Origin of the sequence: Wolbachia endosymbiont (group A) of Yponomeuta plumbellus (genome assembly GCF_947251575.1) — a bacterium.
Lineage (GTDB): Bacteria > Pseudomonadota > Alphaproteobacteria > Rickettsiales > Anaplasmataceae > Wolbachia > Wolbachia pipientis.
In genome coordinates this window covers 931,358-951,238 of the sequence record NZ_OX366353.1, presented here as the reverse complement: position 1 = coordinate 951,238, position 19,881 = coordinate 931,358, and the positions used below count along the sequence as shown (strand labels likewise).

Sequence of the window (19,881 nt, the reverse complement as noted above, 5' to 3'; positions counted from 1 at the left end):
AGAGAGAATGCTAAAAGAGGTAAGGTGTGCGATATATACAAGAAAATCAAATGAAGATGGTCTAGAGCAGAAGTTTAATAGCCTTGATGCGCAGCGAGTAGCATGTGAAAAGTACATAAAGAGCAAAGAAGGCTGGGTAGCATTGGCCAAAAGGTACGATGATGGAGGTTTCTCAGGAAAGAATTTAGAAAGACCAGCGATAAAGGAATTGTTTGAAGATGTAAAAAAAAGGAGAAGTAGATTGTGTAGTAGTATATACGCTAGATAGGCTATCAAGGGAAACAAAAGACAGCATAGAAGTAACATCATTTTTTAGAAGGCACCGAGTAAATTTTGTAGCAGTAACGCAGATATTTGACAATAATACGCCAATGGGAAAATTTGTACAAACGGTATTGTCAGGAGCAGCACAATTAGAAAGAGAGATGATAGTAGAGAGAGTAAAAAATAAAATAGCAACATCAAAAGAACAAGGACTATGGATGGGTGGAACTTTACCGCTAGGGTATGATGTAAAAGATAAGGAATTAATAATAAATGAAAAAGAAGCAAAGACGGTAAAACATATATTTGAGAGGTATATGGAGCTGAGATCAATGGCAGAACTGGCAAGGGAGTTAAACAGAGAAGGTTATAGAACAAAATCAGATATCTTTAAAAAAGCGACAGTAAGGAGAATAGTAACAAATCCAATATATGTGGGAAAAATCAGACATTATGAGAAAGAGTATGAAGGAAAGCATGAAGCAATAATAAAAGAGGAAAAATGGCAAAAAGCGCAGGAATTGATAAAGAATCAACCATATAGAAAAGCAAAATATGAGGAAGCGCTACTTAGGGGAATAATTAAGTGCAAGAGTTGTAATGTGAACATGACGCTGACATACTCAAAAAAAGAAAATAAAAGATATCGATATTACATATGTAACAATCACTTAAGGGGAAAAGGTTGTGAATCAATAAACAGAACTATAGTAGCGGGAGAAGTGGAAAAAGAAGTGATGAAGAAAGCTGAACAGCTATATGAAAAATGGGGAAAAAAAGCGGAAGAGTGGAAAAATTTAAGTTTTGGAAAACAGAAAGAAGTAGTGAAAAAGTTAATAAAAGGAGTAATGGTAAAAGAAGATGGAATAGAAATGGGTTCGGAGGATAAGGTGGAATTTATACCAATAATGAAGAAGAAAGGAAATAAATGTACAGTGATTGAGCCAGAAGGTAAAACAAACAATGCGTTACTGAAAGCAGTGGTAGGAGCCCACCTATGGAAACGTCAGCTAGAAGAGGGAAAATATGCAAGCGTAGGAGAGCTAAGTGCCAAAATTAATATAGGTACAAGACGCATACAACAAATTTTAAGGTTGAATTATTTAGCACCAAAGATCAAAGAAGACATAGTAAATGGGAGGCAGCCAAGGAGTTTGAAGTTAGCTGACTTGAGGGAAATACCGATGCTGTGGAGTGAGCAGATGGAAAGATTTTATGGTTGAACCTTTGCAATAGTAGTTTATTCGAAGTGCAAAGAATAGGTTGGGAAATAAAGCAGTATTGATAAAAGAGTTGTAAGTATGACGCAAGAATTTAGATTATTTTAGTTACTTTATTGTATAACTTGCTTTTTTCAAATAGAGGACTATATGAGTAATATAAGTTTTTTGAGAGACATTGACTCCATTAGAAATGAAGTAGAATCATTGAATTCGGAATGTCTTGAGCGAGCAAAAATGCTTCACACAAACCAAGATGAAGAATTATTAGAGCTTATGTGTATGGAGCAAGCTGGATTGATGTCAGCAAAGCTTGGATGCATTGAATATAATAATACAGAATTAGAGAAATTTGAGTGCCTTGCAGAGCAGGAAAATAGGTTGCAAGAACTTATGGCTAGTCAAAAAGAAGTGCTTATGAGTTCTGATCAAGTTAGTATAGTGTAGTATGATTTAAGTAATTCCATAAACGTAGTTTCAATAAGAAATGATAATTCAAGTTGAAAACAAATTCAGAATTGAAAGAAAAACTAGCCTGGTATTGGCTGAAAAAGGGGTTAGTTTTTCTTATGTTATGGAGAAAGCTCAAAAGAGAAATACCGATGCTGTGGAGTGAGCAAGTGGAGAAATTTTATGGATTAGCATCGTAACGTTTATAAAAGTAACAAGAAGAACTGAGGGAACGTTCAAAAAAGAAAACACTTCTGTTTATTAAAAATTTATGCAAAAAAAAGTTGTTGATTTGTGGTTTAATGATAGTTAAGGTATGCTTATTGTATAGCTAGGTTCTGTGAACAAAATTTTTCTGTGAGAAAAAAGTAGAGAAGAAGTAGGAGAGAAGAGGAAAAAGAGGTAGTTTAACCGTGAATAACAGAGAAACTACCAATGGTATATTACATACAAGAAACAAAATGGAAACAAATTTTTGAATTCTTAAAAGGAATCAAAGGGATACACAGCAAAAATGAAAAAAGGTTGAGAATATTTATGGAAGCAGTTTGGTACATAGTTCGCAGTGGTTGTCAGTGGAGACTTTTGGCAGAGATTTACGGCAATTACAGGAGCATACATAGAAGGTTTAAAAGTGGTGTGAAAAGGGAATTTGGGAAAGGCTGTACAAATATACACAAGATCCAGATTTAGAAGTGCACATGATAGATGGAACGATTATTCGTGCTCACGCTTGTTCGGCTGGATATAAGAAAAACTCCGGAGGTCAAGAGGCTTTAGGACGCAGTAGAGGTGGCTTTTCTACAAAAATTCATGCACTTGTCGATGCGCTGGGAAATCCTTTGAAATTTATGCTTACTCCTGGACAAAGAAACGACATTACACAAGCTGAAGCTTTAACAGAAAATATCTCAAACTCGACTATAGTGGCAGATAAAGGCTATGACAGTAATACTTTTATTACCAATCTTAAAAGTAAAGGTTGCAAAGTTGTGATTCCACCAAAACGAAACCGAAAAATGCAGAGAGAGTATGACAAACATGTTTATAAAGAGCGCCATCTGATTGAGTGTTTCTTTGGTAAAATAAAGCATTTTAGGCGCATCTTCTCTCGCTTTGACAAGACTGCTGTAGTATTTATGGGATTTTTAAATTTTGTTGGAGCACTTATATGGCTGGTCTAAAATTTTGTTCACAGAGCCTAGAGAGGTAGTATGCCTAATTTTTTTGACAAGCAATTTAGTGAACAGGTAAAAGCAGCGATAGATAGAAATGATCCTAAGTTACTGCAGATATTATTGAGCACTAAATATTGTCAATTATGGGAAGATTGGCTTACTCACTCCATACTTTCTTATAAAGTTATTGGAATAACTCAAACTTTAAAATATCAGTTGCCTATTAATATAATTGCTGCACAAAAACAAGTTTTAGACAAAAACTTCGGCCGTCTTATACATGGCAGGTTACCGACCAGAAGTAACATTGCACAGCCTGATGAACTTTTAGATGTAAGAGCGAGTAATTATGATGTAGAAAAAGTAAATAAAGAATTAGAAAATGTGGAGAGGGAAATACTAGAAAGATATAAGGGTTTTAAGCATGAAACTGTAGAAAATAAATATCAAGTATTCAACGTGCAAGACATGTTTGATCCAGCAGGAAGATTTGTTTACTCTTATGATGGCGATGATTATACAGAAGGAAATAAGTGTTTAAAGGAAATTACTGAAGCGTTTAAGAGCAATCTTGCTTTGCAGCCAGTATTAAAGTTAGATGTATCCGATCATTATAATAAAATATATGGTGATATGTACACAAAGATCACTAAAGAATATCAGTTGAGAATTAGAAATGGTCAGGCAATTCGTCTTCTATATGAAGGTAATGAATCACTAGTAAAAAAGCTAGATGGTTTAAGGGATAGTGATAATAAATTAAGGTCGATATTAACCAGTATTAGTAAAGAAGTAGTGAATGGAATACGTAATGGTGAATTTATTGAAGAAGTTTATGATAAATTAATCGATAACGTACTTAATGCTGCAATTGAAGAAGGATGTCATCCTTTATATCAAGAATTCAACAACATAGAGGGAGATAAGGAGCAAAAGGTTGGAATAATAAAAGAAAGAATAAAGGAAGAGGTAAAGAAAAACAATCGGCATGAACTTTTGAAAGAGTATATGGAATATGCTGCTGATAAAGATCAACCTAGTATGCATATCATAAGCGTGTTGATAGTCAATGGTGCGTCTTTATTAGCAAGTTGTGTTATAGATCCTAGAACAAATCAATCAATTACAATAAAGGAGAGGTTGCAAAGATTGGGGGGAGAATATAAAGCTCTAATAGATAAATCGATTTTTACAGTAATGAGAAAGGTTCATAAATTGCTATTTGATTTTTCGATTGTAGGAAAGGAAGAAGTGGATTTACTTAAACTAGTATCAGAAACTCCTTCCGAAGACGGGTCTTTTGTAAAAAGTGGGGAGAAGGTGCCATTACTAAATGAGATAGGTGGTCAGGGTGAAAGAGAGTTTATGAGTCTATTGAAAACTTGCGTAGAAAATATCAATTCTCGTAATACTTCATTTTTTGGTTCAATTGTAGAATTCTTTGTAGGTAAAGCTGAGCCATCTGAAAAAGATCGTGAAGAGGCATATGCTAAACTTTATGAGTGTATTGAGGTTGGTTACTTAGCAATAAGAACAGGATGTGATAGAGTAATAGTGGATTATATAAGTGAGATAGAGGAGGAAGCAAGAAAATCTAACAATCCATATCTTAAGAAGTTGTATAAGAACTTTCTTACGCTTTTATATGATTATAATGACCTGCCTAAATCAATGTATATTGCTAGGTTTTGTAGATATATTTCCCGTACAATAACCTGGAGTCCAGCATGGGAGGAAATATTAATAGGACCTGATTATCGTACAGATGTAGGAGAATGGTCAAAAAACAAGTTTGAAGAGGTAGAAAAAGCAGAGAGAGATGAAGTGAGTATAAGACTAGCAGAATCAGAAGCTAGCAACAGAGCATCAGAGCAAAGTAGAGAACAATCAGATCAAGCAAGACAAAGGGCAGAGCAAAGGACAGCTAAACTTGAAGAGATATTAAGAAGAATGGGAGTCGATCCAGATACTGCTTTGGATGATGTGAATGTAAGCCAAGGTGCAAGTGCAGGAATTGGAAGAAATTAATGGAGCCAATTTTTCCTGAATATACATTTGGTAGTGTTAGTTTACCTTTATGGCAAAACAATATAATTAGACGTTTTTCTGAACATAGAAAATATCGGGTACTTTTATGGGAGTTTGGTCCTAATTTATTTGAGCACTTATGCAAACAAAAGGGTTTTGATTCTAAGGTACTACTACAAAAGAATAAAGATGGTGAGGTATCAAAAAACGAATGCCTGATGTTACTTGAAGCATTTGGTGAAATGAGAGTTTATTGGTGGTGGCCATGGAGCAAGAAAATCAAAGATCTTGAGCTTACTAAAGAACAGTGGGAAAGAGCGATAAATTACGATAGCTACTCTTTTTTGCAGAGGTTAGTGCTTAGTGTATTTACAAATGTGATAATACATCAATGGTATATTGTTAAATATGGATATATTCACAATTATCAACAGTTAACAAAGGAGGGATGCGTGCTAGATGCTGGGAAAGATATAGGAAAAAGAGTATTAGGAGCTAAGACATTTACGGCATTGGAGATAGGAGTAACAATAGGTGGTATAGCAGGATTAGCAGCTGGATATTCTTATCTTACTAGTAGAAATACTGCAGAAGTAGGAACGCTAGCAATAGCAGATAAGTTTAGTAGTCTGATTAGGGCAGTTATTTTAAGTAATAACATTGATAATGATTCTAATACCACTTTAAACGAAGCACTGGAGTCATTTGAATTAAAATGGTTACTGATGAATCTTGATATAAGCCTGAAAGATGTAGAAGCGGGTAAAAAGAGTAAAGAAGAACACAATAGATATGCTAAGGATAGAATTAATGATATTAAGAGACTGTCATTAAAGTATCATCCAGATGTACAAGCAGATATACAAAATGCAAATAGTATGCAACAGAGAATTAATGCAATACTGAAAGCACTAAATAATGTACATGATTATGTAATGAAAGAAAAGCAAGGGTATGGTTACATATATAGATTATTTGGAGAAATTTCAGTCAATCTAATTAATAGCGGTCAAGATTTATTTAAGATAATCAATATAGCTGCATGTAATAAGTTGCATTATATAGCGTATTGGGAAGAAGGAAGGTTAATGGAATCAAGGAATCAATATTTGGAAGAAGTAAGAGAACACTATATAAAGCCATTAAAAAATAACTTAGGTTTTGTGAAAAAGATACTTAATAAGGAAATGTCTATAAGAGAAGCAAGAAACATTCTTGACTCAACAAAAGGGATAAGAAAGAAATTTGAACAACGTAATGAAGAGTATCAAAAATTCTATGAAGAGATTTGGATAGAAAATCTAAAATCGTTAAGTAAGGAGTGTAAAAATTGTAAAGAGTTGGAGATAATAAAGTTAGAAGTGGGTAAGTTATTAAGAGAGGGTGAAACACAATACAAAATATTAAAGAGTTACAAGAAAGATAAAGTACAACCTGACGAAATATTTGTAGAGCCAATATTGGAGTATGCTGATTTGATAAATGCGTACTGCAAATTGATAATCAAGTTGTGCGAAAATATAGAGAGTTGTTTCAGTTTGAGTGGTAGCTTCAATGGTAATTTTTTTGAGCAACAGAAATTTGTGTTAGGAGCAGATGAAACTGAATTTACTGAAATAAGTAAGGAGTATATAAAAAAGCTCTCGTGTCAGGAATTATTCAAATTTGCAAACCTTATGGTAAATTATTATTATAATAAGGAAAATGGCAAAGGGTTACAAGAGGTGGTAGGTCAGTATTACAACGGTGGCAATCCAAAAAGGAGAGAAATAGGAAGTATATCAGTTTTTGCGCTAAATCAGTTAACAGAGTTGCTTGAAAAAAAGTTTGAGAAAAAAGAAACCTTTTTTGAAAAAGAAAAGAAAAGAACAAAAAAAGCAATAGAAGAATCAAATGATATAAGGAGGCGCATAGAAGAAATAGAAGTTAGAACTAGAGCATCAGAACAAAGTAGAGAACAATCAGATCAAGCAAGACAAAGGGCAGAGCAAAGGACAGCTAAACTTGAAGAGATGTTAAGAAGAATGGGAGTCGATCCAGATACTGTTTTGGATGATGTGAATGTAAGCCAAGGTGCAAGTGCAGGAATTGGGAAAGGTAGTGGGGCTGGTGTATAAGTTTTTTGAACGTTCCCTTTTTGAGTGTTTTTTTCAAGTATGCAAGAGAGAGCGCTAGGTAGGAGATACAAGCTTTTTTATTGGTAGAATATTTTCAAAAGGTTCTCTCATTTAGCATCACAAAAAATTCAATTATTGACTCTTTCTAAAATTACAAAAAAGATCGTATATTTGTGAGAACAAGCTGCGTAAAATAAGGTTATAAAAATAGAAGCTTGAAATCTTTGCAACAAAATTGGGTAAAACAGTTCGTATGTAGATATGGATGAAATGGTCTAATGTGGCTAGTTTTAGCGTATAACGAAATTACTATATTAAAAAGTTCGCATGCATCACGTGGTAGACCAATACATTCCAAAAAGAACAATTCTCACCGACTTTGATTTTGAGCGCTGGAAATTGGTTATATTATTTGATTTTTAATAAAGTACGTCACTAAATTAATAGCATTTTACTTTCGAAAGAATTAACAAGCGTATGATAAAAATAAAATATAAAAACAAATTGATCCTGTTAAGAGTCTTTCATCGGAAATTACTTTGGGTTGGAAAAATTTCTAAAATCATGATTGACAAGTTGTAAAGACAGAGTAATATGCCTAGAGTATGATAGAGGCTAGTTCATTATGGTACGTGAGAGGGTTAAGAATCAAAGTATTTTTTCATCATTTGCAAAGAGGGGTAATTATGGACCGTGGAGATATTCCGGAAGTTTTATTTTCATCTATTAAGGAGGATGATCCTTACAAGGCATCTAAGCTCCTCCAAATTGAACGCTGGTGCTATGCACATTGGGGTTTAATCACAAAGATTGGTAAAAAGTGGTACAATTTTCTTGCACAAGTACTATCTGACAAGCAGTCTTGGAAAGAAGTAAGTGGCTTGCACGGAGTTAAGCTTAATAGACAAATGGTAGGTAAAAAGCTTATTGCACCACCAGATTCAGATAATCCCTTTATTAGAGAAAAAAGATATCAGATTGCATGTGAGTGTTGCTTGGAAGATGAAATACGAGCTATATTTGAGGAAAGAAAGGAGGAGTTGTCTGCCCAAGGTAATGACAGTTTGCTTGAATATAGTCACTTAGTTAGGTGTTGTGGAGAAGGTCCTTTAGCTCAGTTTTGGTCACATTTCATTAGTGGGTATCTCGATAAATTGGATTTAAGAGGTCGTCATCCATATGAGTATGGGCTTTACTGCGCTATAGATCGTAGAAAAGTAGAAGCAGTGGAATTCTTTTGGAATAAGATAAAATCATTGCCTGCAGGTGAATTAAGTGCTCAGAAGAAAGATGAGATCTTGATGAAAAATGCAGCTTATACGGCAGGACCTAATTTTCGCGTTTACCCTGATATATTCGAGTTCTTCCTTAATCAGATAAATCCTGATAGATATCGAGAGCTCTTGAAAAGAGATTTAGAGAAGAATGGTTATTATGGTTCTTTAAACGTTATGATTGATATACTCAACTTTGGTAAATTTCAAGAATTATTTGATTGTTTAGAACCAAGTGATGTTAAAGAAGATGATTACCGTCTCTGGGTAAAGTCCATGACAAGAGACTGTCCGGAGTGTTATTTAGATGAAGGTGTAAATGTTTTCACGCACATGTGGAAAAAGAGGGGTTTTGATGATCATTGTGTTTTGATATTGGAAAAAGAAATGATGAATGATTCTTTCTTTCAAGGAAGATTTTTAGTGCCTTTGATTGAGAAGGGTTATATGGAGCCAGTGTGGGCAATGTTAGATAAGGCTAATTCTAGGCAAATCAAGGAGTTTATGGATTCTAAAAAAGATCATATACGTTCTATATTATTAGGGAAGGAAGATAGTAACTCATTAAATAGGTTTTTGGCATATGGTAAGTCTGCTGATGAAGAACTTAATCCCAAAAATATACCTGGCCCAAGTGGTGATCTAACTGAAGTGGAAGTTAGAAAAACACATAGCCAGTCTAAGTAAATAAAAAAAGTTATATATTAACAGGGAGTTTTATGCCGAACGAAGAAAGAACACAAGATTTTGAGTTAATAGAACTATTAATTCGAGAAGCAGGTTCAAATGCAGGAGCTAGCCCAAGTACTTCAACTCAACAAGGAAGTGATTTTGAATCTTTCAAAGCAAGGTTTCAGTCATATATCGATCAAATTCCATCATATTTACATTCAGTAGGTAAAGAAGGATTTTTTCCTCATTTCTTTTTAGGAAGTTTTTCTACTTTGATAGATACAGAAATTGCGAAAAGTCTGAAGATTAAAAAAATGTATTTTAGATTTGATTCAGGTACATTAAAAGTAGCTGTTATTAGTAATGATAAAATACAATCTTATGAAGACGTTAAAAAGCATGTAAAATTAATTTCTATTTCAGAGCATAACTCTGATAATAAAAACTGTAAGTTTACTTCAGGTGATCTGGTAGAGATATTGAAGAAATGTCTTACTCCACCTAAAGGCAAAAGTATACAAGCTGAAGCTCAAGATATAAAAGATGCATTTAAAGGTCCGATAGATTCTGTATTAGAAATGGACTTTAGGTTAATACATATTTCCAGAAATAATATTAACAAAGAGGGTATTAATGTCGAAGTAATAGATACGAGAGTACTTAATTCTGCTGTTAGCAAAGGTTTTCATGAGGTAAGAGGAGGGTTGTGGAGTAATCCAGAAAGTGATATAGCGAAGCTGACTAATCCTGATGTAAAAAAAGTGAAAGAACCTGTTGAAAATATTCTAAAAAAAGTTAGTAAAATTCACTCTGAATATAAGAATTCACTTACCTATGCTCAAGGAACACGAGAAGCAGCGCATCATGGGTTTGTAGCAGGTGTTCTTGTAAATTTTCGCTATAGACATAATCTTAGAGTTTATCTAGAGCAATTTGCAGGAAGGGGTTATGCTGATATTGTTCTGGTACCTCGTGGTAAGGATAGATCATTAAATGCTATTCCTATTATTATAGAGATGAAGGCTGCTACTAAAGCAGAGTTAAAAGAAGGTAAAATAGGAGAAAAGAGTAAAACTACACCAGCAGCTGCTTTAAAGCAAGCTGAGGATTACACGAAAGGTTTTCAACCGAATGTAATGAGAATTTAACTACTGCAAATGACATGCTATGCGTTGGTGTAAACCTTGATCATCCATCTCCTGTTTCGAATATTGTTGCTAAATCACGTGATCAAGAAATTACTCCTCTTTTTGATGAGGTATTGGTATCTATTAATGAGCACAATAATCGTAAAATTGATAAAGGAGAGTTGAAAGAGCGAATTCAAAATAATATAGAGCGTATTTATCATACATTTCCTGGTACAGGAGAAAAGGGAGATAATCATTATTTTAGCAGGTTTTTGCTAGGACAATCATTATTGTTAAATGAAGTTAAGGTTTTAAATAGCAATTTTGAAAAGCATGTTTTTATTTACGGTGAAAATATACCTACCGAAGCTCAACCTGAACCTAAATCTCAACGTCTTAAAGATCAGAAAAGTAAAGGGCAAGGAGCCGGTCAACCATCTCACTTGGATCAAAGCCATGGAGCTGTAACAATGGTATTTATTCCAAGCAATGCTCAAAAATCAGTTTGTGTAATGAATATTATTGAAACAGATGGAAGAGCTAATGTGATGAACAAGGGAATTCCTCTTGATCGACTTCAGCAAGAAATAGGAGAAAGAAAAATAGTTGAACTAAATCTTAATTTTAACATTAAGAAAAAATCAAAATTTAAAGAGTATTTTAGCGTGGAAGTGGGAGAATCCGTTTCCCTAGAGCAGTATAATAGAAGAGAAACTAATAAATTTGAAGGTAATTTTAAAGATATTCCTTATCCTAAGGATTTTAAGAAAACATTTGATGAAGTACTAGTATCTCAGCTTGCTTCTTTACAAGATCAATCTTCATCAATAGGTAAGTACAAGAAGTTATTTGGCAAAGTAGGCGAGGCAATATTACCTCTTAAAGGTTTAATAGAAAAAGAAGCACATACTCAGGCAGTATTGCATGGAGCATTTGACCATTATAGTGATATCAAGCTAGGAGAACCACAACAAGAAGATAGAGCGTTAATATTAACAGAGTTTCAAACAGGTAGGGGAAAACGCATTGATATGCTAGTTCATGGTATTAAGTTTGCAAACCAAGCCAGCAGTGCTAAAGAGTATGATCCGGTAGGATTGGAGGTTAAAGGACCAAGGGAAGGTAAGACAGCTGATGCATTAATAACAGAAGCAAATAATCAAATAACTAAAGAGTATACAAAAGGTGTTACTTATAAAACGCTTACAGATGGCAACAAAGTTGCTTTTATGGGTGTTATTTTTGACAAAGGGGCGAGTAATACAAATTCTCTTATTTTAGTAAGTAAAGATGAATTTACTCCTGTTAAGGTAGTTCATAGCTCCATTTTTAGTTTTAGCCAATGTGCAACAAGAAAAAGACGTGATATAGGTATACCATGCATAGATTCACGTGATGAAGAAAAGGTTACAAAGGAAGAAAAAAAGCAACGTGTTAAAGAGCTATTTGATATTGATAATGCTAAGGATTTAACTAATGAAATTGTAGATATAGGTCGTGAGCAAGTGTTTGATATGATAGGCAATGCTGATAGGACTGATGTATATGTAAAAGTAAAAGATAACAATGGTAATGATAAAAAATTGATAATAGGTGATATTATAGAAATGAAGAATGCAGAAAGATATTTTGTAGATGATTATAGTGATGGTATTGAGATCTTAGTAAAAGTAGGCAGAGATAAGGATCGCGTTATAAAAGAAAAAATAAAAGGACAAAATATTGAGTATTATTTAAGCATCGATGGCTATGAAGTAAAATTCGATGATATAATTAAAAATTTTACTACAGATGCAGAAAGAGAGAAAATTCATAATAAATTACATCAACTATCAAATGATAAGCAGTTGTTAGAGAATAAAAAATACATTGAAGATATAGGTGATGTTCAAACTAATCAAGATTACTCTAATATTGTAGAGGAAATTAAACAGAACTTGCTAGCAAAAGGTGTTAGGGAAGATACTTTTGATACGTTTAAAAATCATTTTGATGATCTTGGTGAAAAAGTTTTTGCAGATTATATTAGTAATGTAGAAAGCAGCCTTCAAGAAAAAGGAATTGCATTTGATCGTGATAAATTTGATTCAGCGAAAATAAAAGGAGCAAAAGGTGGAAAGTTTTTTCCATGATGGCTATATATGACTTGCTTGATAGTATAAGTGATACAGCAACACTTGGACGACATGATAATAATGCTTTAAAGCAAGTATTTGGTATCAATGGTATACTAGATGCTATGGATGATGTTAGGACAAGCGTAAGTATTTCTCCTAATAGTAAAGTGGGAAAATTGATTAGTAAGGTACCACAGCCTGTACGTCAAACGTTTGTTAAGATTATCAGTAATCCTATAGTTCAAAGTATTACATTTGCAACTATTGCTTATCAATTTGGATATAGTATAAACGAAATAGCTCAAGGTAATCATCATCCACTAAATTATTATTGGACAGCTAGTAGTGGTATAAAACTAGCAAGCATGAGTATAAGGCCTATAAGTGCAGGAGTTAGTTTTACAATAAAAAGTGTAAGTGCTACTACTAAGATTTTAAGAGGGTTATCTGCTGCAGGCAAAGTTTTAGGTAGGATGTCAGTATTTACTATGGTTCCTGATATTGTGTTTTCATTGCATCAGTCCTTATACAGTAGAACAATGGAAGCGCAAGCAATAGCAGCACAAATTCCTATATCTAATATCGATCGTACTAAAATATTTTTTTCAAATTCCGAAAAAGCAATATACGAAGACTATATAAGGATAAAGGGTTATTTAAATACTGTGAAAAGCAATGCCATAAATTACCTTAATTCTGACCCTAATATAGCTGCAGTTGTACAATATGTTTCTTCCATTCAGGAAAAGTACCATGAGGTAATTACTACCATTAAAGAAAGGGCCATTTGTATGGGTAGCGGGATTGGTTGCAATACTGTGTGGGAGTGTGAATTAGAAAAAAAATATGATGGCATCTCCTTTGATGTAACTTCTAATATAAAAACTGATTTATCTTCATTAAATATATCTAGACCTCTCTACTTAGAATTTTATCAGCTGGATGACATAGGCGCTACAAGATTTAAGAGTACTAAAGAATATGAAGAGTTTCTTGCAAAACAAGAAAAGAAAAAAGTTTATTTGATTAGTAAAGAGGCAAAGTACCTTCCCCATATAACTCAAGACGAGTACAATAGCGGGCTGAGAGTCGTAATGGCCCCATCAGGACATTTAATACCACAACATCAATGTAGTGGTATAATTAATGAACAACGTATATTCCGGCCCTACGCTTTGGATAAGGTATATATGCCTTGCAATACTGGCAAAACCTATAGAAACTGTCAAGAGAGCTTTACTCTCTCAGGTGAACCTTTTATTTTTACTAGTCCAACAATAAAAGATCCTAGTAATACAAAAAAGCAAACCTTTCCTAAAGGATCAGTATTATACATTTCAGGACCGAAAACATTGACAGCAGCTGCAAATTATCCAGCAGTAATGCATATTCCAGAGGGTAGTAATATACGTTATATTGGCTCTAAAAACAATGAAACTATTTTTATTATTAATAATTCTATGTCTGGTACCCTCAAAGGTGGAGCAGGAAAAGAAAATACTCTAGTAATGAATGCTAAAGCTAATAATATCGCTGCAAATTTGCATAGTGGAACTATACGTTATGGTAATAGTAATAACATAAGATTGGTTAACACATATAACTATGTATCTAACTCTGACAACAAGCAAAATATTACTACTCACTGTGAAACGAGATTAATTAATGTAAAAAACGCGGAAGTTTGGCAAAATTCATCTAACTGCACAGATAAAGATTATGAAGTTAGAGTGGTCAACAAAGAAAATGTACATCACAGAGGATTGAAGCAAACAGTGTTTATTATTAATGAAAACAGTGATAGTGCTAGGATAGTAAGTGATTTAGGCAGTACAGGAAAAATAAAGGGGAATATTGACGTAATAAGTGTTCAAGTTGCTAATATCACACAGTGGGGAATAAGTGAAGATATAGAAAAGGTCGGCTATAGCTTAGATCTTTTAGCTAATGATACACAAAGTATTGTTTCAAGTACTAAAATCGATGATTTTAAAAATCTAATAATTCAAGTAAACTGTAGTGGAGTAACAGAATCTGTTGCAATACAAGACAAGTCTTTGTTTGATACGGCGGAGGATATTAGGTATCAAAAGTTGAAAAATTCAGGCAATGATATTAGTGGAGAAGTTATACAGGATAGTGAAAAGAAGTTAAAAGCATTTATACAAGCAAGTATTCTAGGTCAAGAATTGCCTAGCACTTACCAAATTGCAAAAGATATTGCTAGTAAGAGTAATTTGGACATACCAATATCTCAAATAGAAGTCATCAAAAATCACATGGGAATACCTAGTGAAAAAGTGATAATTGCTGATATGTACTCAGGTCAGGTAGTTGTTGATTTTAGCTATAATAATTCTGATGTTACAAGTAGTTATCAGAAATATCATAATAATGGAGGAAGCCTTAATTATGATCGCTATATGGTAGCATGTAATCACTATCAAGATGTGACGGTAGAAGGAGAAAAAGGGCAACATCAGTATGTTATCAGACTACCAGATACATTAAATCACGAAATCTCGTTATTCCCCATAAGACTTAATTTAAAAATAAAAAGCAAAGCAGTGCCTTATCAGAACGTACCTTACAATATTATTGATTTTGCTGGGTTGAATGTAACAGATATTGATAGTATAGGTATAGAAGAAGGTGAAAGGAGTTATATAAATGAATGTTATAACAAATCAATCTCTGACCTTACAGAGGACAGTTTAGAGATAAAAGATATTACAGTACTTGATAGCAAAGGTACTAAGTGGTCTTTGTCTATTGGTTTAGTTGATTACTTTAAAAGTCCAGAGCATCAGCAAATTGTATTACAAATGAACAATAAGCTTTATAAAATTGACAGTACAAATTTAAAGCTTGAGCATGTAGAGATGGATCCTAACTCTTTCAGATACTATCAGCCAGATGAACAAGGATTACAGATTTATCATAATCAACCTATTGACAAGAATGATGTTGGGTTGGTTGATTTTAGAGATAAGTCTATATTGGGTTTTGATATGGAGATTGTTGATGATAGTTTAGTGCTATCATATGGAAATAGTACCATTGCAAAAGTGGAGAATTGGAGTAATTATCAGCCTGCAAGAGAAATGATGTTCGCTTTTAATGATACAATGGTTTCTAATGCGGAATGCATATTCTCTGCTTGTAATTCAGAAGATATTATAGAGGACTTTAATAAGGAGAAAGTGACTTTATTAAAGGAGCAAATCTTTGATGCTATAGTGCGAGATAATATTAATGAAGCTAAAGATTTAATTAGAAAAATTGAAAGTATTAATATTGAAAGTAGGCATGAATTAACACCTTTGTACGTTGCTATTCAAGCAGGTAGGCTGGACATAGTAGAAATTCTTTTTGATAGGAAGCATTTAGTGTTAAAGATAAAGACATCCATCCCCTGCACTGGGCCGCTCAGCAAGGCAATTTGAATATAGCTAAGTTTCTTGTGGATCAAGGTGCTGATATTGGAGCTAAAGATAATAATGGTAGAACTCCTCTGCGTGTAGCCGCTTATAGTGGTGACCTAGATATGGTCAAATTTTTTTTTGATAGGAACATGAATATTGAGGTTAAAAATAATGATCCATATAAGGTGATGGGAGTAGTTGAGGGCGTAAAGAACGAAATTATTAACCAAGCAGATACTGCACCTAATGTAAAAAGATGGGCAGAGTTTTTTGTAGAGAAGTTAAGATATTCAATAAAAAGTGTAGCAAAAGAGAAGCTAAAGGATGGCATGTTGCATAATGGATATAGTTCAGTTAATAAACTTGCTGATGAAATTTATAGATCAGATGGGAAGTTGTTTGATGATATAATTAAAGGAGTTATAAATGATGTGTATGGAAAACTAGACATAAAAAAAATATTAAGTTGTGTACAAAGTCATGGTGATATTAGTCAGCGTATATCAGGTTATGTGGCTGTGTTTAACATAATGCAGAGAAATAACGATTTAAATAATAGTGGAATATTTAAGCTATCTTACTCTATTAAAGAGATAGTGAGTTCTGATAACTATGCTAATCTTGATTCAGAAAAAAGATCTGATCTTGAAAGGCTAAAAAGTAAATTACCAGAATCAGTGAAGAATATAGTATTTGCGTCAAAAGTATGTATTAAAAATACTTATCACAATGAATATTTATATGCTGCTGTTGATTGTTTTAATTATGACACAGAAAGGAGGAGAGCGTTTACTTGGATTCCTGGGAAAAATGATAAACAAGGTGTATGGAAGATTCAGCCTGATGGTGATAGCTTTCGTATAGTAAATGTTGAGTTTTATGAACATTTATATGCCGCTGGTAACTATTTTAATTATGATAATGATAGACGAATGGTATTTACTTGGATTCCAGGTGGGCAGGTCACACAAGGTGTGTGGAAGATTGAGCCTAAGGGTGATAAATGTAGTATAAGGAATATTGAGCATAATGAATATTTATATGCTGCTGATTATGCTAAACATGACAAAGATAGAAGAAGCGTATTCACTTGGATTCCAGGGGGCGAGGTTACACAAGGTGTATGGAAGATTGAAGATTGTGGATCTACTATAAGAAAAGGTAGAAGCCAGAGTACAGGTACTGGCTCTAGAGACAATAATGGCGGAGCTTTTAGTTTTAATCAAAGCGTAATAGAGCCTTCTATTTGCAATATTTCTGTGAATAGTCATTTGGAGAAAATGTTGATGTTAATTCTAAGGATGAAAATGGTTGGACACTGCTACACTTAGCTGCATGGGAAGGTCAGTTAAATGATACTAGATCATTAGTCAAGAAGGGAGCTGATATTAATGCTGAGAATATTTTTGGTAGGAAACCTATACATGTTGCTGCTGAAAATAATAATACAAACATTATAGAATTTTTTCTCAGCAAGGGAATGAGCATCGATGATGTTGATAGATATGGTCGAACACCACTATACTGCGCTTCTTGGAATGGTCACTTGGGTGTAGTAAAGTATCTTGTAGAAAAGGGAGCTGACATTAATGCTCAGGACAAAGGTGGTAAGACATCGCTGGATGCCGCTACTGACCAAAAACACGATGATGTTATAGAATATTTAAAACAAGTCCAACTAGATCAAGAATTACTGATCGCAGCACAATATAGTAATTTTGATGAGGTTAGAGATCTTGTAAATCAAGGGGCTAGCTTGAATGTTAAGTATAGTGATGGGATGACCGTTGTGCATTCTGCTGCTTATGGTGGTAATCTGGATATAGTAAAGTATTTTGTAGCAAATGCAAAAAATATTTTAGAAATCAGAGATAATGGCGGTAGAGTTCCCCTACACTATGCTGCTTACAATGGTAAGCTAGATGTGGTAAAGTATTTTGTAGATGAAGGAAAAGTTGATGTTAATCTAAGAGATAATGATGGGCAGGTACCATTGCATTCGGCTTCTTGGAGTGGTCATCTGGATGTAGTAGAGTATCTTATAAGTAAGGGAGCAGATATTAATGCTAAAGACAAGGACGGTAAAACACCTTTAGATGTTGCTACTGATCAAAAACACAATGATGTTGTAGGTTGTTTACAACAAATACTGAATGAACAATTGTTGGCTGCGGTACAAGATGGTGATTTTAATAAAGTAAAAGATCTTGTAAATCAAGGTGCTAATATTAATATTAAAGATAATGATGATAAAACTCCTCTACATTATGCTTCACAGTCTTTTCATCATTTAGATATTGTGAAGTATCTTATAAGTAAAGATGCTGATATCGATGCTAAAGATAATAATGATAGAACTCCTCTAGATGTTGCAGACTCAAGTATAATCAAGATTTTGAGGCAGGCATACTTAGATAAAGAATTGTTACTTACTGTGAAAAGTGAAGATGATCTAAAGACAATTAATAGTCTTATTGCTAAAGGTATTAATGGAGGCGAAGATAGGCATGGTGCATATTATTTTGCTTGGGAAGGTAATTTGGACACAGTTAAGCTTATTGTTGAGGGAGAAGGTAGCGTTAATGTTGCTGATAAATATGGCTGCACATTACTACACTGGTCTGCATTGAAAGGTCATTCAGATATTGCTAAGTTATTGGTTAATAAAGGAGCTAATGTGAATGCTAAGGATATACTTGGCAGGACTCCTATGCACTTTGCTGTTATGAATAATCATAAGGATATTCAAGATGTATATGGTAGAGGTTCTACATACACTACTGCTGAGAGCAATGATGAAGAGGTTATACAACTTTTTCTCATGAGAGGAGCAAGTATTAACGAAGCTGATAAAAATGGCGAGACGCCACTACACTTGGCTTCTTGGGGTGGTCATTTAGATACATTGCAGCATCTTATAAATAATGGTGCTAATATTGGTACTAAAGATAGTAGTGGTAAAACACCTCTAGATATTGCAAAAGACAAGGGGCACAATAATATTGTGGAATATTTAGAACAAAAGCTCAAGGAAGAAAGAGAAAAACCTGCACAACGTAAACGCCGTCATCACCATGGAGATCATGATCATCATCGTAGTCACTTATCACGTAATCTTCTTGCTATAGATTCAAGTGGTCAACCTGAAATAGCAGCAAGTAGTAGCACAAGACCATCTTCTTTGTTTGGTTCAGTAAAGAATTTTATAGGTGAATTGTTTTATTCTCAAGCTGAATTACCTGCGGGAACATCAAATACTACAAATTCAATCTCACAAGTTGATGCAAAAATGGATGTAAACGGTACGATAATGTTACTTGACTTATTAATTAGAAAGGTTAAAGGTCAAAAGTATATTTCTACAGCAGATCAGTCTATATCTCCACTAGAGGCACAGGGATATGCACTCAATATTACAAAGGGATTTGAGAAAGTAGTAGAGCAAGCTGCATTAAAAAGTGGCATATCAATGCACCGGTTAAATATTGATTATATGGGAATGCAGAAAGAGATTACTAGAAAAGTCATGAGTGGTAAATTTAATGAAATTTCAGGGATTTTAAAATTGTATGTAGAGAAAGCATGTCCTGGTAGGGAAGCAGGGTGCCCTGGTAAATTAAGTCCGAAGAAATTTGAAAAGTTTATAGCTCAATTTAATAAGGGTCTGCTAAATCAATCAATAGAGCAGATATTACACAACAGAGATAGTACATTAGAAGTTGATGGTACAAAAAAACAGCAGATGAGTTTAGAGCCTCAAAGTTATTTAAGTAATGCTTCAGTTCACAGCCATTCAGAAGTATCAACTTGTCTTTCTGAGATAGGAGTAACCAAACTTGGAGGTAATCTCAATAGGTAAGTTATAATATAAGGGGTGGAGCTATAATATGCCAAGTAGTGGAAAATTTAAAGTGAGGGTAGCCAAAATAATTAGGGAAACCAGTAGCAAGTTTGATGATCCTAATACTAAAATGGATGAAGTAGACATTAAATGCTAAATGTTTGA

At 33.7% G+C, this 19,881-nt stretch carries 11 protein-coding genes and 1 pseudogene; all 12 read left to right on the top strand.

What is annotated here, in order from left to right:
• Positions 1–7 precede the first annotated feature (7 nt).
• The 12 genes and pseudogenes from OPR39_RS04645 (at position 8) to OPR39_RS04590 (ending at position 19,734) form a co-directional block, all read left to right on the top strand.
• Positions 8–1,487 (top strand): annotated as a pseudogene (locus OPR39_RS04645) (recombinase family protein).
• A 147-nt stretch (positions 1,488–1,634) separates the two neighbouring features.
• A complete protein-coding gene (locus OPR39_RS04640; protein ID WP_265039255.1) occupies positions 1,635–1,931 on the top strand; it encodes a hypothetical protein in 297 nt (98 codons plus the stop codon).
• 53 nt (positions 1,932–1,984) lie between these two features.
• Complete coding sequence (locus OPR39_RS04635) at positions 1,985–2,134, top strand: hypothetical protein (RefSeq protein WP_265039253.1); 150 nt, start codon at positions 1,985–1,987, stop codon at positions 2,132–2,134.
• Positions 2,135–2,369: 235 nt separating this feature from the next.
• A protein-coding gene (locus OPR39_RS04630; RefSeq protein ID WP_265039251.1) for an IS5 family transposase occupies positions 2,370–3,118 on the top strand; the annotation gives its coding sequence in 2 pieces (ribosomal slippage) (positions 2,370–2,565 and positions 2,565–3,118; 750 coding nt in all).
• 30 nt (positions 3,119–3,148) lie between these two features.
• Positions 3,149–5,140: a hypothetical protein gene (locus tag OPR39_RS04625; RefSeq protein WP_265039249.1), complete on the top strand. Its 1,992-nt coding sequence runs from the start codon at positions 3,149–3,151 to the stop codon at positions 5,138–5,140.
• The gene (locus OPR39_RS04620; protein ID WP_265039247.1) at positions 5,140–7,257 is read left to right on the top strand and encodes a DUF1631 domain-containing protein; all 2,118 of its coding nucleotides are present in this window, start codon (positions 5,140–5,142) and stop codon (positions 7,255–7,257) included. Before OPR39_RS04625 ends, OPR39_RS04620 begins: the two co-directional genes overlap by 1 nt.
• A gap of 605 nt (positions 7,258–7,862) precedes the next feature.
• Positions 7,863–9,218 carry a hypothetical protein gene (locus OPR39_RS04615; protein WP_141456899.1) on the top strand — a complete coding sequence of 452 codons (1,356 nt, stop codon included), beginning with the start codon at positions 7,863–7,865 and terminating at the stop codon, positions 9,216–9,218.
• A gap of 32 nt (positions 9,219–9,250) precedes the next feature.
• Entirely contained in the window at positions 9,251–10,351 is a 1,101-nt protein-coding gene (locus tag OPR39_RS04610; protein ID WP_265039244.1) for a hypothetical protein, read from the top strand.
• Positions 10,352–10,365: 14 nt separating this feature from the next.
• A complete protein-coding gene (locus OPR39_RS04605; protein ID WP_265039242.1) occupies positions 10,366–12,465 on the top strand; it encodes a hypothetical protein in 2,100 nt (699 codons plus the stop codon).
• Entirely contained in the window at positions 12,465–15,896 is a 3,432-nt protein-coding gene (locus OPR39_RS04600) for a hypothetical protein (protein WP_265039239.1), read from the top strand. The genes OPR39_RS04605 and OPR39_RS04600 overlap by 1 nt, the downstream gene beginning before the upstream one ends.
• Positions 15,893–17,206: an ankyrin repeat domain-containing protein gene (locus tag OPR39_RS04595; RefSeq protein ID WP_265039238.1), complete on the top strand. Its 1,314-nt coding sequence runs from the start codon at positions 15,893–15,895 to the stop codon at positions 17,204–17,206. Before OPR39_RS04600 ends, OPR39_RS04595 begins: the two co-directional genes overlap by 4 nt.
• The gene (locus tag OPR39_RS04590; RefSeq protein ID WP_265039441.1) at positions 17,194–19,734 is read left to right on the top strand and encodes an ankyrin repeat domain-containing protein; all 2,541 of its coding nucleotides are present in this window, start codon (positions 17,194–17,196) and stop codon (positions 19,732–19,734) included. Before OPR39_RS04595 ends, OPR39_RS04590 begins: the two co-directional genes overlap by 13 nt.
• Positions 19,735–19,881: the final 147 nt, after the last annotated feature.